This window comes from Niallia tiangongensis (genome assembly GCF_044704065.1).
GTDB lineage: Bacteria > Bacillota > Bacilli > Bacillales > Cytobacillaceae > Niallia > Niallia tiangongensis.
In genome coordinates, this window is record NZ_CP162613.1 from 871636 (window position 1) to 887188 (window position 15553).

At 36.8% G+C, this 15553-nt stretch carries 12 protein-coding genes; 11 read left to right on the forward strand and 1 reads right to left on the reverse strand.

Translation table 11 applies throughout. The features are described from left to right. Positions 1-81: 81 nt before the first annotated feature. The 9 genes from AB3U99_RS04310 (at position 82) to AB3U99_RS04350 (ending at position 12341) form a co-directional block, all read left to right on the forward strand. The gene (locus AB3U99_RS04310) at positions 82-1062 is read left to right on the forward strand and encodes a diguanylate cyclase domain-containing protein (RefSeq protein ID WP_400245757.1); all 981 of its coding nucleotides are present in this window, start codon (positions 82-84) and stop codon (positions 1060-1062) included. 427 nt (positions 1063-1489) lie between these two features. Beyond that, positions 1490-2602 carry a sugar ABC transporter substrate-binding protein gene (locus AB3U99_RS04315; protein ID WP_400245759.1) on the forward strand — a complete coding sequence of 371 codons (1113 nt, stop codon included), beginning with the start codon at positions 1490-1492 and terminating at the stop codon, positions 2600-2602. Between the two features lie 130 nt (positions 2603-2732). Beyond that, entirely contained in the window at positions 2733-4253 is a 1521-nt protein-coding gene (locus tag AB3U99_RS04320; protein WP_400245761.1) for an ATP-binding cassette domain-containing protein, read from the forward strand. A 10-nt stretch (positions 4254-4263) separates the two neighbouring features. Continuing rightward, positions 4264-5436 carry a sugar ABC transporter permease gene (locus AB3U99_RS04325; protein ID WP_400245763.1) on the forward strand — a complete coding sequence of 391 codons (1173 nt, stop codon included), beginning with the start codon at positions 4264-4266 and terminating at the stop codon, positions 5434-5436. A 203-nt stretch (positions 5437-5639) separates the two neighbouring features. Continuing rightward, positions 5640-6626 (forward strand): sugar ABC transporter substrate-binding protein, encoded by a 987-nt coding sequence (locus AB3U99_RS04330; RefSeq protein WP_400245765.1) that lies wholly within the window; start codon positions 5640-5642, stop codon positions 6624-6626. Further along, positions 6619-8049, forward strand: a complete 1431-nt coding sequence (locus AB3U99_RS04335; protein ID WP_400245766.1) for a sensor histidine kinase — start codon at positions 6619-6621, stop codon at positions 8047-8049. Before AB3U99_RS04330 ends, AB3U99_RS04335 begins: the two co-directional genes overlap by 8 nt. An 11-nt stretch (positions 8050-8060) precedes the next feature. Next, positions 8061-9614, forward strand: a complete 1554-nt coding sequence (locus tag AB3U99_RS04340) for a response regulator (protein WP_400247959.1) — start codon at positions 8061-8063, stop codon at positions 9612-9614. A 76-nt stretch (positions 9615-9690) separates the two neighbouring features. Continuing rightward, positions 9691-10773, forward strand: a complete 1083-nt coding sequence (xylF, locus tag AB3U99_RS04345) for a D-xylose ABC transporter substrate-binding protein (RefSeq protein WP_400245768.1) — start codon at positions 9691-9693, stop codon at positions 10771-10773. A gap of 92 nt (positions 10774-10865) precedes the next feature. Next, entirely contained in the window at positions 10866-12341 is a 1476-nt protein-coding gene (locus AB3U99_RS04350) for a YdiU family protein (RefSeq protein ID WP_400245770.1), read from the forward strand. A gap of 761 nt (positions 12342-13102) precedes the next feature. On the opposite strand, the gene AB3U99_RS04355 is transcribed toward AB3U99_RS04350, so the two are convergent. Continuing rightward, positions 13103-13438, reverse strand: coding sequence for an NIPSNAP family protein (locus AB3U99_RS04355; RefSeq protein WP_400245772.1), 336 nt, complete (start codon positions 13436-13438; stop codon positions 13103-13105). Positions 13439-13646: 208 nt separating this feature from the next. On the opposite strand from AB3U99_RS04355, the gene AB3U99_RS04360 reads away from it, so the two are divergent. Next, entirely contained in the window at positions 13647-14675 is a 1029-nt protein-coding gene (locus AB3U99_RS04360; protein WP_400245774.1) for a TFIIB-type zinc ribbon-containing protein, read from the forward strand. Then, on the forward strand, positions 14672-15529 hold the full coding sequence (locus tag AB3U99_RS04365; RefSeq protein ID WP_400245776.1) for a TPM domain-containing protein: 858 nt from the start codon (positions 14672-14674) through the stop codon (positions 15527-15529). The genes AB3U99_RS04360 and AB3U99_RS04365 overlap by 4 nt, the downstream gene beginning before the upstream one ends. Positions 15530-15553 lie beyond the last annotated feature (24 nt).

Genomic DNA, 15553 nt, shown 5'->3' on the forward strand with positions numbered 1-15553 from the left:
TAAAAGATTAGCTTTTTTCTGTTATTAGGATAGTTGTAATATGCAGATGATAGTCTCACTAATTTTAAGGTGAGGATGAAGATGGGGATATTCTATTTTTTTAGCGGTATAATATTTGGTATTTTCTTTTGGAAAATAAATGATAAGCGAAAACATAACAACTGGAAAGTGAAAATGGAAAAGGAAGATATTATGTTTCGCCTAGTGGAAAGCTCGAAGGATATTGTTTACAGATATGAAGTAAAACCGCAAATGAGACATTCCTATATTAGTCCTTCTGCTGATTATATTTTAGGAGATGGCATGGTCAAGGAAAGCTTTCGCAATCCGAATGCACCATTAGAGATTATTCATCCAGACGATTATGAGATTATGTACAAAAAGCTCCATGGAGAAATTGATTATAGCAAGCCATTGATTCAACGCATGAGATGTGTAGACGGTACTTATAAGTGGTTTGAGGAATATGCTACCCCTATTTATGAACATGGGGAGCTAGTTGCTATTCATGGAATCATTCGCAATATTGACGAGAAAGTAAGACTGCGACAAAATTTAGAATATCAACTGATTCATGATGCACTGTCAGAAGTACATAATCGCTTTTACTTTGAACAAAAGATGGAAGAGTTTGATACAAAAATAGATGAAGCAATCGCGATAATTTTATGTGACTTAGATGAACTAAAGCAGGTAAATGATAAATATGGTCATAAACAAGGTGATGATCTTATTAAAGAAGCTGGTACATTATTAAATACTTTTTCCTCACCGTATATTACCGTGTCTAGAATAGGCGGAGATGAGTTTGTACTATTAATCAAAGGAATGAAAAAGGAAGAAATCGATGAGTTATATAAAAGAATGTCTATTGAATTAGGTGGCAATGAACATAGTGAGAAAGATATTACGGTGAAAATGTCGATTGGTTATGCATTTGTTCCCAGCTCTCTTGGAAAAATGACAGCGTTATTTACAGAAGCAGATAATAATATGTATCAAAATAAAATGAAGAAGAAAAAAAATACCGTACCTTATGGAAATAGAACGCTAGTTAAGTAACATTTTTGGTAACTCGCATATTGGTAGTTAAAAACAGCTTTCATTAATGGAAGCTGTTTTTTTGATGAATAGAGGAAAATATCCTTCATAGGCAGAAAGAATGACAGTCATTATTTAAGAAAGCACGAGTAATAAAGCTCTTCATAAGACGGAGGGCACTGAAAAAGTCCTTTTTACGAATAAAATTAAGTGAAAACAAATCCTACATCTCCATTTAAATAATGGCTACTATCAGTAGGAAGTGCATGGAAGTTTTCAATGGGCACATAAGAACTAACCCACTTTTAAAGAGAACACCCCTCATATTAAAAAAATACAGAAGATATTAAAAGAGTACTACTGTTAACGCTTACAAAAGAATGGTTTTTCCCATACAATTTTAACTGTAAAGAAATGAAAGAACCAAATTCAAAGGGGGAAAAAATCAATGAAAAGATGGAAATCCATATCCTTATTACTTGTAGTAATGCTAATTGCGGCTCTTATGGGAGCTTGCAGCAACAGCACAGGTGGAAGCAGCAATAAAATCAGTGTGGGAATTGTCTTGCCAACTAAAGATGAGCCACGATGGGTACAGGATGAACAACGTTTTAAAGATGCCTTAAAAGACTCTGAATACACGACTGAAATTTTATTCAGCCAAGGTTCTTCTGCGAAGGAAAAAGAAAATGTGGAAACGTTAATTAATAAAGGGATTGAAGTACTTATTATTACCCCACAAGATGGGGCAGCAGCAGCGGCGGCTGTTGAGGCTGCTAAAAAAGATGGCATTAAAGTTATTTCGTATGATCGTCTGATTACGGATACAGATGCAGTCGACTACTATGTCACTTTTGATAGTGTGGCAGTTGGTGCTGCACAAGGGCAATATTTGATTGATCATTCAGAAGGAAAGGACGTACCTTTGTATCTATATGCAGGAGCTGCTTCGGATAACAACGCCTTTTTATTCTTTGAGGGCGCATGGAGTGTACTTCAACCGAAAATTGCGGATGGAACATTCAAAATTGCTAACTCAGGTGAGGCAGAAAAGTTAAAAGATAAGCAAGAGCTTAGCCGTGATGAAATGAGTAAAATCTTAGGTCAGGTTACAACAAACTGGGATCCAAACGAAGCGAAAAATAAAGCACAAACGCATTTAACAGCGGTAGGAACCGATATGAAGGGGGATGTTGCCGTCCTAGCGCCTAACGATGGTACAGCTCGCTCAATTGCAGATGTTTTTGCTTCTGACGGAGATATTTCTAGTTATACAGTGACAGGTCAAGATGCAGAAAAAGCATCTATTCAATATGTGATTGATGGAAAGCAATCCATGACAGTATTTAAAGATGTTCGTACATTAGTAACGGATGCAATGGGGATTGCTGTCGATATCTTAGATGGAAAATCACCAGAAACGACGGGTTCTTATGATAATGGAGCGATTGAAGTAAGCGCGAAGCAAACAAATGTCATTGTTGTAGATAAAGATAATGTGCAAAAAGAATTAATTGACTCAGGCTATTATGAAGCAAGTGAATTTACAGGATTAAAGTAATTTTATAGAAGGGACTTCCCAAAAAAAGCTCGACCTCAATTGGCCATATCGATTGCTTCTGGTGAAGGATATACCAAGGGAGGTCGACCCTTTCATCCATTCCCTTGTCAGCTTTTAAAGGAGGAAGAAAATGAGTGAATATATTCTCGAAATGAATGGGATTACGAAAGAATTTACAGGAGTAAAGGCGTTAAGCAATGTTAATTTCAAGGTGAGTAAAGGAGAGATTCATTGTTTAATAGGAGAAAATGGGGCTGGTAAATCGACTTTGATGAAAGTATTGAGTGGGGTCCATCCATATGGAACGTATGAGGGAGATATTGTCTTTGAAGACGAGATTCAGCAGTTTCATAAAATTAGTGACAGTGTGAAAGCAGGCATTGTTATTATTTATCAGGAACTTGCTTTATTTCCTGATTTATCAGTGTATGAAAATATTTTCGCTGGCAATGAAGTAAAGCAAGGCGGAGTGATCAATTGGAATCAAACGATTGTTGAATCGAAAAAATTATTAGAAAAAGTAAAGCTAGATGTTGCTCCAGACACACTTGTAAAGGATTTAAGTGTCGGAAAAAGGCAGCTTATTGAAATTGCCAAGGCATTAAGTAAAGATGTAAAGCTACTTATCTTAGATGAACCGACCGCTGCATTAAATGAAGATGACAGTGAAAATCTGCTCCGATTATTAAAGGAACTAAAGAAGCAAGGAATTACTTGTATTATGATTTCCCACAAACTAAAGGAAGTTATCTCGATTGCAGATAAAGCAACTGTTCTTCGGGATGGCCAAACGATTTGTACCTTAGATGCTGCAAAAGGAGAAATAACAGAAAATATTATTATTAAAAACATGGTTGGTCGAGAAATAGAGGATATTTATCCAAAACGAGATAAGAAAGAAAAAGGAAACCCTGTTTTAGAGCTGAAAAATTGGAGTGCCTTTGATCCTCAATTAGGGAGAGAAGTGGTAAAGAATATTAACCTTCATGTAAAAAAAGGCGAAATTATTGGGATTGCAGGCTTAATGGGATCGGGACGAACAGAACTTGCATTAAGTATTTTTGGAAATGCCAAATCGTATAAAATTCAGGGTGAAATGTTCTTGAACGGGCAACCGCAAAAGCTTAAACATACGAGCGATGCCATTCAGGCAGGAATCGCGTATGTAACAGAAGACCGTAAAGGAGATGGATTATTCTTGTTACAAGATATTAAGAGTAATATCTCCGCTGCTAATTTGAAAGGAATTGCGCAAAAAGGAGTCATTAATGAAAACGAGGAAATTAAGGTCGCTGACTCCTATAAAAAGTCGCTTCATATAAAAGCTTCATCTCTTGAACAGCTCGCAGGTAATTTAAGTGGAGGGAATCAGCAGAAGGTCTCACTTGGAAAATGGCTATTTGTTGCCCCGAAACTATTAATCTTAGATGAACCAACCCGTGGCATTGATGTTGGTGCTAAATTTGAAATTTATACTGTTATGAATAAGTTAATTGAAGAAGGGTTAAGCATCATTATGATTTCTTCTGAGCTAGGAGAGGTACTTGGCATGAGTGACCGAGTGTATGTCATGGCACAAACCGAATTAAAAGGTGAATTGAAAATAGAAGAAGCGAATCAAGAAAACATTATGCAGTTGGCAACACAATAGGGAGGGTGGAATGAATATGTATCAAGAAACAAAAACACTTATTCGAGCGAATATTCGTGATTATGGAATGTATATCGCTTTGTTTGTTATTATTCTTACTTTTACGATTATGACAGACGGATTATTTATCTCTTCGCGAAATATAAGTAATTTACTAGATTCAGCAGGATATATAGCCGTGCTTGCAGTTGCGATGACATTGATTATTGTCATTCGTCATATCGACTTATCTGTGGGATATGTTGCGGGATTTCTCGGAGCGATAGCTGCAATCCTATTGACCCAGGCAGGCGTTTCGGTGTATATTACCATCCCTATCATTCTAATTCTAGGAATTGTAGTAGGGCTATTTAACGGACTATTAGTAGCGCAAGTGGGAATACCATCCTTTGTGGCTACCTTAGCGGGAATGCTGATTTTTCGGGGGGCTTTATTGCAAGTAACGGAAAAAACGGGAACTATTATCATTCAAAATGATGCGTTTAATGCGATTGGTAATGGATATATTCCATCTCTTCTTGAAGTAAATGGACTTCATTTCTTATCCTTATTGGTGGGTTTAATAGGGATCCTGCTCTATATTTATAGCGAAATAACAAATAGAAGAAATAAATTAAACTATCAATTTGATGTATTGTCTAAACCAATGTTTATTTTAAAATTAGCATTTGTTTCTATTATTATTGCCTATATTACATGGATTCTTGCTGGGTATAACGGATTTTCTTGGACCGTTATTATTATGCTTGCAGTGGTTTTTGTGTATCATTTCTTGACTACGAAAACAGTACTTGGAAGGCATATTTATGCAGTCGGAAGCAATCCAGAAGCTGCTCACCTTAGTGGAATTAATGTCAAAAAAATTACCTATATTGTTTTTGGATCAATGGGAATGATGGCAGCATTATCCGGGATTTTATTCACGGCTCGTCTCCAATCAGCAACCACAACAGCCGGTACTCTATTTGAATTAGATGCAATTGCCGCTGCCTATGTAGGGGGAGTTTCAGCTGCCGGAGGAGTTGGTAAAGTAACAGGTGCTATTATTGGTGCAATCGTTATGGCATCTCTTTCAAGTGGAATGAACTTACTAGGAGTCGGCATCTCTTATCAATATATGATTAGAGGCGGAGTTCTAGCAGGTGCGGTTATTTTTGATGTAATGACGAGAAAGTCAAAATAAACTAGAAGGAGAGACAGCGGTCTCTCCTATTTTCCGCCTTTTCACTAGGACAAGCTGATGCCTCGTTTTTTCTCTATTCCCTTTTTGCTGTTATTTCCACTAGATAATGACATTTCTTTTCCAGCCAACATAACTATTGTACAATTTACAAAGCATGCTATGATGAGTTTATAGGATACAATTAATGGAAGGAGATCGATCTTTTGCGAAAAACGATTATGGTTGTATTATTAACGGTCATTTTAATTCTTTGTTATTTTACATTTGATTCAGCAAAAAATGTTTTTCGTGCGGATTGGCAATTCCCCTCCGATGATATGGTTAACAATCAAGACCAGCAACGTCTTGTCTTAATCACCCAGGAAAGAGATACCCCTTTTTGGGATAAAGTAGCAAAGGGTGCGAAGAAACAGGCGGAATTAGAAGAGGTTAGTCTTGAAGTTTGGGGGAGCTATGGCAATAATCAGGAAGATTTTCTGAAGAACATCGAAATAGCGATTCAATCGAAAGTAGATGGAATTATTGTTCAAGGATTAGATACAGATGAGTTTAAGAATTTGACGAAAATAAAAGCCTCCTTTTATGGAATCCCCATTATTACTGTTGCCAATGATGTTCCGATAGCTGACAGTTTGCGAAGAACCTATGTAGGGTCAGATCAATTTTTCGCTGGAAAAATGATTGCAGAGCAACTAGTAAGGGATATGGGATCAAAGGGGAAGGTTGTCCTCATGCTTGACTCCCAGGAGGAATATTTTCAAAAACAGCGATTGAAAGGCATAGAGGAGATACTTAAACAATATAAAGATATTAACGTTGTTTATGCAAAAACAATTGACACAACGAAAGAGCAGGTAGTTGTAACAACACAGGATATTTTAAATAAGGAGCCTGATACGAATGCGTTCATTGCTATTAATGCAAATGTCTTAGGAACTTTGGTTAAAGAAATAAGTAAGCGTTATCAAATTGATCCTTATTATTTATATTCCTTTGATGATGGACCGGAATCCATCTCCTTATTAGAAGCAGGAACCTTAGATGCAATGGTGGAGCAATCTCCTGAAACAATGGGAGAACGGAGTGTACAATTAATGATGGAATGGCTCAATGGTGAAAAAGTTCCGTTAGATAAAAATGGCTATCTAACAGATATAAAGATACAGAAGGCGGAAACTACATATGAATAGTATTCAGAAAAAAATCCTCCTGCTCACAACAATTGTCTTGATTATCATGTCCGTCATTTGGATAGCGCTTACTTATTACAATCATAAGACACAGCAACAATACAATGAGATTTTGCAGCGTTATTTAAAGTTAAACGAAGTTACCACTAGTAGCCAGAATGTAATCACTGATTTAAATAACTACATGATAAATCCATCTGAAGAGAATATGTCGCAGCTTAATCAAAGCAAGAAACGAATGGAAGAAGCAAAACAAGGGGTCATTACGCTAAGAAATGTAGAAAACAATTTTACTTTAACAAACTATGTTCATTTAATTGATAGTTTTATCGAAACAACCAATCGACTTCTGCTGTTTCTATCAGAAAATGACAGTGAAGCAGCTGCACAGGAATTTTCTGAAGTTACGAGCATATCAACATATATTTCAGAGATGTCCTTATCTTTAGTAGATACGGAGCTAAAAACCTATGACCGTTTTTATCGAGGCATTATTAAACAGTCAGGTGAAGTGATGAAACTAGGAATCTTCCTTTTGTTATTAATCATGTGTGTATTATTCTTGGTAACGTACTGGTTTTCGCTAACCATTACTAGACCGATATTTAAGCTAACCCAGGCAGCAAACGAATTATCTAAAGGTCGATTTGATTTGCAGGTGAAAGTAGAGACAAAGGATGAGATTGCCTTTCTAGCGAGAACTTTTGATCGCATGAGAAAGAATATAAATATGCTCATTTCAGAAATAAAACATAAGGCACAGCTAGAACATGAATTGCAGCAAAGCAAAATATTGCTGCAAGAAAGCCAGTTTAAAAGTCTACAGAGTCAAATCAGTCCCCATTTTCTGTTTAACACCTTAAATACGATATCTAAAAAGGCTTATTTAGAAGGCTCAGAAGAAACAAGTGATTTATTAGTTAGTGTAGCAGGAATCCTTCGCTACAATTTAAAGCAATTAGATCGGTCGGTGACACTGCGAGAGGAAATAATGGTGTTAAGGCAATATATGGATATACAAAAAGCGAGATTCACAGATAGATTACGTTTTTTTATGGAGATAGATGAATGCTGTCTAGATTGGAAAATTCCGTCGTTAACTTTACAGCCAATCATTGAAAATGCAGTTATTCATGCAGTGGAACCAAATGAGGATGGTGGTACGATTTGGGCCAGAGTAATCGATGAGAAGGACACAGTCCTAATTGAAATTGAAGACGATGGGATTGGAATACATAAGGATAAAATACAACAATTGCTTACAGAGGATTTACAGCTAGTTGAAAATAAATCAAAAGGCATTGGAATAGGATTTAGCAATGTAGTAAAAAGATTACGACTTTTTTATGGAGAGGAAGATGTCATAGCGATTAAGAGTGAGGTTGGCTCAGGAACTAAGGTGATCATTCAAATTAAAAAATAGGGTGTGGGATGATGATAAAACTCCTCATTGTAGATGATGAACAAGTAGAGAGAGAAGGAATGGAGGCAATCATTAAAAAAGGTTTTCCTGATACGAAGGTAATGCAAGCAAAAAATGGGAAAATGGCAATCGAATTAGCGGAAACATTTCGACCTGATATAATTTTAATGGATATTAAAATGCCTGGCCTTAATGGTTTAGAAGCAATTGAAAGGATTACTGCAAGCAATTCAATGATTCGATTTATTATGGTAACTGCTTTTGATACGTTTGAATATATGCGTCAAGCCATAAAGCTAGGAGTGAAGGATTATATTCTTAAGCCGAGTCGAGCAAGTGAAATAATCACAACGGTGGGCAAGGTTTTTCAGCAAATTAAAGAAGAACATAGAGCATCTATTGTCAGAAAGTATCAAGAAGAAGCATTTTTGAAAGCGTTATCTCTGGTGGAGACAGATGTGGTGACACAATTATTATTTGATCATGTCCACGAAGTGCATGTGGATATGCTTGTGGAAATGTTAGAGACACCATCTACACAGGAAATGTTTGTCATGCTAGTGCTAATGCCAACAGGGGAAGAGTCCCTTTATTCGGTCATAAAAGAGAAAATTAGAGAAACGAAAAGCTGCTGGGTAGGTGCCCTTTATGGCAGTCATCTTCCTATCATTGTGTTTAGAGACGAAAAGGTGTCTTATCGTTCACAGGCAACTGCTCTAGCTCATCAAGTGCTTTCCATTGTTAAACGTAAACGTACGAAGAAAGCAGATTGTTTTATTGGAATCGGGAATGTTTCGGATTCCTTAGAGAAGGTTCGCCAGTCGTACCACGAAGCTCTATTTGCGACAATGGATATTTCATTATCAGCAAAATATCGTTTTTATTCAGAAGAAACAGCATCTTCAAGTGAAGCCATGAGCGGAAGACTAATAGAGCACCGGAAAAAGGAATTTGCTGACCAAATTCGAATGGGACAGTGGGAAAATGTACGAAAATATATTTTATATGTTCTGCAGCACTATGAGAGAGAAGCGGCAGATGTATTGCATACACAGCAACGAATTTTAGAAATTCTCTGGATAATATCGCGAGTGATGGAAGAGATGGGAATGGAGACAGATCCCCCTTTATATGCGTATAAGCCTTTAAGCTATCGGGAATTGCAAGTAGAAACAACGAGATTGCTTGATGAAATGGTTCATTCTTTCAGACAAAGAACAGAACGATTGGAAGCAGATGCGATTCATCAGTTGAAGCAATATATTCTTTCCCATTCCCAAGAAGATATATCCTTAGATTCATTGGCTAGGAAAGTCGGTCTTAGTCCCATTTATATAAGCAAAATTTTTAAAGAAAAACAAGGGGTTAACTATATTGATTTCTTAACAGAATGTCGAATTGAGAAGGCAAAGGAATTAATAAGAGAAACGGATAAAAGTATAAAAGAAATCACCTTCGAGGTTGGCTATCATGATCCAAATTATTTTAGTAAAGTCTTTAAAAAGCTATGTAATATGTCACCAAAGGAATATCGGAAGTTATTATTAGCGAATAAGACATCCTAGATACTTTTTTCATTAACTGGTTCCTTAAAAGGAATAGCTAAAGGAAAACAACGAATAAAAAATAGGAGAGGGATGGATGAAACGGATTGGAAAACAATCATTGTTAATTCTTATGTTACTATGCATGGCAGGTGTCCTTTCTGGCTGTTATAAGGAACAAGGAAAAGAAGACGGTCATTCTCTATCCAAGTCTTCTTCCCAAACAACAAAAACAGAAGAAGGGAAAAAAAAGCTTAAAATAGGATTTTCAATGGATACCTTGAAAGAAGATAGATGGCAAAGAGACAGAGATTTATTTAGAGAAGCCGTGGAAGAATTAGGTGCAGAAGTGGAAATTTATGCTGCCAATGGAGATGACGCTTTGCAAATTCTACAAGCAGAGACGTTAATAAGCAAGGGGGTCGATTTATTAGTCGTAGTCCCACATAATGCAGAAGCAATGGCAACAATTGTGAACAAAGCGCATTCTTCTGGAATAAAGGTTCTCTCGTATGATAGATTAATAAAAAATGCCGAAGTCGATTTATATATTTCTTTTGATAATGAAATGGTTGGAATATTGCAGGCGGAAGCAATTACTAATATAGTGCCAAAAGGAAAGTATGTCTACATTGGGGGAGCAGATACGGATAATAATGCTCATCTTATTAAAAGAGGCGTCTTTCAAGTTTTACAGCCTTTTATAGATAGAGGAGATATCACTGTAGTATATGATCAATGGTCAAAAAACTGGGATCCAGAATATGCTTACAGTAATATGGAAGAGGCTTTAAAAGCAAATGATAATAAAATAGATGCTGTTATCGCAGCAAATGATGCAACAGCTGGAAGTGCCATTAAGGCCCTTAAAAAACATGGACTAGAGGGGAAAATTCCTGTCGCTGGACAAGATGGCGATCTTCCGGCAGCACAACGGATAATCCAAGGCACTCAGACTATGACTGTATATAAGCCAATTAAAGCCTTGGCAGAAGAAGTAGCGCAAATTGCTGTTCAGATGGCAAATGGAGAAATGATTCCTGTGGAAAATAAAGTCAATAATGGAAAAATAGAAGTTCCGACTATCTTGCTTTCACCTGTTGCTGTAACAAAAGGAAATATGGACGAAACAATCATAAAAGATGATTTTCATTCAAAAGAAGAAGTGTATAAAAAATAAATGATTTCGCTCCTCTTGAGTTATTGCATGTTCCATATGTTGAAAAGGGTATAATAGAAAATATCCAAATAACGATTGGAAGGGAGCTAAATATGAGTAACAGTGAAAAGAAATTAAATGCTGGCTGGAATTTTGATAACAGCTATGCTCGTCTTCCCGATGTTTTTTATTCTGAGATGACGGTGAATCCGGTCAGTTCGCCAAGCTTGGTGAAGCTTAATAACGATTTGGCAAAGACATTAGGATTTAATAGGGAACAATTGCAAAGCCCAGTGACGATACAAATATTAAGTGGAAATAAGGTTCCCGAAGGAGGCTTTCCTCTTGCTCAAGCGTATGCAGGGCATCAGTTTGGTCACCCAACGATGCTTGGAGATGGAAGGGCAATGTTGATCGGAGAGCAGATTACTCCAACAGGCGAAAGATTTGATATTCAATTAAAAGGTTCTGGCCGCACTCCGTACTCTCGAGGAGGAGATGGGAGAGCCGCTCTTAAGCCAATGCTAAGAGAATATATTATAAGTGAAGCGATGCATGAGCTTGGTATTCCAACAACAAGAAGTCTTGCTGTCGTGGCAACTGGCGAAAAGGTTGTCCGTGAAACAGATTTGCCAGGAGCCATTTTAACGAGAATTGCAGCAAGCCATCTCCGAGTTGGGACCTTTCAATTTGCCGCTTCCCTAGATTCGAAAAAGGATCTCAAAGCTATTGCTGATTATGCAATCGACCGTCACTTTCCAATGATTGAGAAAGATGGAAATCGTTATTTAGCAATGTTTAAAGAAGTGATTAAACGGCAGGCTGCCTTAATAGCAAAGTGGCAGTTGGTTGGATTTATCCATGGTGTTATGAATACGGATAATATGACAATCAGCGGAGAAACCATTGACTATGGTCCTTGTGCTTTTATGGATAGCTTTCATTTAGATACGGTGTTTAGCTCTATCGATGTTCAAGGTCGATATGCATATGGCAATCAACCGAAAATGGGGGGCTGGAACCTTGCGAGATTCGCAGAAAGCTTGCTACCGTTATTTCATGACGATATGGAAAAGGCAGTCGAATTAGCACAAAAAGAACTATATGAATTTAATACATTCTATCAACAGCATTGGCTTGATGGCATGAGAGGAAAGCTAGGATTAGAAGCGGAAACGGAAGAAAAAGATGCAGAACTAATCGAGAAGCTCCTTGGTATCATGCAAAATAATCAAGCAGATTATACAGATACTTTCCGGGCTTTAACATTAGGGGAAGTTGAAAAACTAGAGTTAAGCAAAAATCAAGCATTTATTGATTGGCACAAGGATTGGAAGAAAAGAGTAGAGAGTCAAGAAGGTGGAGAAGAAGGAGCACGTGAACGAATGAAAAAACATAATCCAGTCGTTATTCCTCGAAACCATCTTGTAGAAGCAGCCCTTGATGCAGCAGAAGGTGGGGATTTAAGTGTGATGGAAGAATTATTACAAATGCTTTCTCAGCCTTTTGCTTATACAAAAGAACAAATCGAATACGGAGTAGCCCCGCAGCAGGTGAATCCTTCGTATAAAACATATTGTGGGACATGAGTTAAATGCAATAAATATAAAGACCTTCAGTAAATGCTGAAAAAGCAATTTGCTGTCAGCTTTTTTGTTAACGGTAATATGGCTTAGGGACTGTTAAAGAAGTCTATTTTTCTGTCATTTGCAGTTCGTTTTGAGTATCAAGGGTTCGAAAGGGTCCGCACTTGTCGGTTGGGGTATAAGGTAAAGCGCATGAGTTGAAAATAGACGGAAAATTTTCGCTTATTTAGTAATTATTATTAAAAAAGGCTTAAATAGACGGAGAGATTCCGCCTATTGACCCGAAAAATGCGAAAAAGGGAGATTTTGTTTTACGTAATCGGAAAAGCTTCCCTTATTTACGCCGAAACAGGCTCTATTCTGAATTTAACCGGAAAACTTCCGCTTATTTCCCTTTTGCCGATTACTCGATTCAGGACAAAACATCTTGTTTAAAAGGGAGTGAGTCCAAGAGATCCTTATTTTAATGCATTACGGTGAACCCTACCAAAAGTAAGTGAGGGTTTTATATAAATAGGAAAACTTGTTAATTCCTAATGGCGAGTTTTCCTATTTTATACCAATAACGCTGCTAATGCCACTGTCAGATAGACACACATTTTAAAGAAAAGCATCTCAACAGAGAAGGTATCTTAAATCTTAAAGCCAATATAATCAAAAAGAACAAAAATGCTGCATGAAAAGTAGTTTATTAAGCTGAAAATGATATAAAGTAACCCCAAATAATGCTATGACGTCCCCCTCTATCCAAACATTCTTTAGTTTCAAATCGTTGATTGCAAAACTTCATTCTTTACTTCATGAACATAATTTTTATAAACATATTCCCTACCACCATGTGTTTCATACCATTGCTTAATACGATGTATATGCGCAGCATCTAATTTAATTTTTGTTTCAATTTCTTGATATTTTTCATAGCTATCGTATTCCCAAATGGCAAACACTTCTGTTGAATCTTCATTAAATGGGGGCATCCATCTGCCGATTAATCTTGCACCGTGCTTTAATTGATTAGGCAAATTGGTCTCGGTAAAATGGTTATTAAAGACTTCCACGAATTCATTTTTAACAAGGTAATATTTTCTGCGATAAAACATCGTGTTACCTCCTCCTCCAGTATTTTTCTTTTATTATGACACAAGCATGATTGCCCGTTCCATCTAAGGACAGAATAGGAAAATGAAACTTTTTCTTCATCCAATCAGTATATGTATATATCAACCTTTTTCAAGGGTAGAAAAGCAGTAAGTGGAAAAATGAGTTATGATTAGTATATTGATAGATAAATAAATTGAGGTGATTGACTTGATCCTTCATTATAAATGCCCAAATTGTGGGGGAGACATGAGTTTTAATGCAGATACTGGCAGTTTAACTTGCCCTAGCTGCGGAAATGAAGAGAATATTGAGAGCTATCCAGAAAATTTAATGTCAGCATCCTTTGAGGATAATGAGGTTAAGGAGTATCATTGTGACAACTGTGGAGCTGTTTTAATAACAGAAGCAGATACTACGGCAACCAATTGTAGTTTTTGTGGGGCGGGAGTAGTTATCGCTAATCGGTTGGCAGGCGTGCTTGCCCCTAAGAAAGTAATTCCTTTTACTATTAGTAAAGAAGAGGCAATCGTTGCTTTTCGAAAATGGTGTAGAAAAGGGCTTTTAACACCGAAAGGGTTTATGAGTGCAGATCGAATAAAAAGTATTACAGGTATGTACGTTCCATTTTGGCTTTATGATTTAAATAGTGATGTGGATGTAACTGCTTCTTGTACAAAGGTTCGGACTTATACAAGTGGAGACTATATTTATACGGAAACAAAGTATTATGAAGCGTATCGGAAAATAAATTTAGATTATGTGAAAATTCCAGTAGATGCTTCTGAAAAAATGAATGATCAACTAATGGATAAATTAGAGCCTTTTCCTTATGAACAGTTAAAAGATTTTAAAACACCTTATCTTGCTGGCTTTATTTCGGAAAAATATAATTATACCGATTCAGAATTATTACCGAGGGCGAAAGATAAAGTTAGTGATTACATTGATTCATTTGTGCACTCGACTTTCGCTGGTTACCATTCAATACATTATCGCAACAAAAATATTGATACGAAAGCTGTGCGTAGTGATTATGTCTTACTTCCTGTGTGGATGGTAAGCTATGATTACGAAAACCAAGAGCATATTTTTGCGATGAATGGGCAAACAGGAAAGGTAGTAGGAAAGCCGCCGATTAGTAAAGGGAAAGTGGCATTATGGTTTAGTGGGATTGCCGCTGGTTCGTTTCTAACATTAAAATGCGTATCCTTCTTTATGGGAGGTGGCTTCTTTTGAAAAACTTGCTAATCAAGTATAGTAGTTTACTGCTGATTGCCTTGGCAATACTGTCCGTTTTTTCTGGAATTACTGTCAATGCAGTCTCAGAAAATCAAAAGCAATTTATCTTTGATCATGCAAAGCTATTAACTGATACAGAAAGAACAGAACTAGAAAGCTTGGCAGCGGAATTAGGGGAAGAAACGGAAACAGCTTTATTGGTACTAACGCTAGATGGTACAGATGGGAAAGACATTGAACAATATGTAGATGATTATTATGATGAAGAGGCTCCTGGTTATGATCAGCCTTTTGGAAATACAGCTATTTTAGCCATTGATATGGAACAACGGGATATATATTTAGCAGGCTTTAAAAAAGCTGAAGATTACTTAGATAATTCTACGTTAGATTATATTCGTGAAGAAATAACCCCAGCTTTATCTGATGGTGAATATTTTGAGGCTTTTTCAGCCTTTATGCATGAATCAGCCTATTATCTGGTTGAAGATTCATCGAATTTAGAAAATGATTATGACTACAGCGGAATTGCTGACTCTCGAAATGAATATATTGAAGAAAACACTTCAAGTGGGATGTCGGCATTTTTCACTAATTGGCTCTTTCAATCAATTGTTTCTGTCGTGCTTGCAGGAATTGTTGTAAGTATCATGGTCTTCCAATCAGGTGGAAGAGTAACGGTGAATGGGAATACGTATATGGATAAACGAAATTCAAAGATTATAAATAGGCATGACCGATTTATCCGAAAGACAGTGACAAAACAAAGAAAGCCACAAAATAATTCAGGTGGCGGTGGAGGGATTACTGGCGGTGGTCACTCTCATAGTGGAAGCCGTGGGAAATTCTAAGCAGTTAGTTGAATCAGGAAAGGG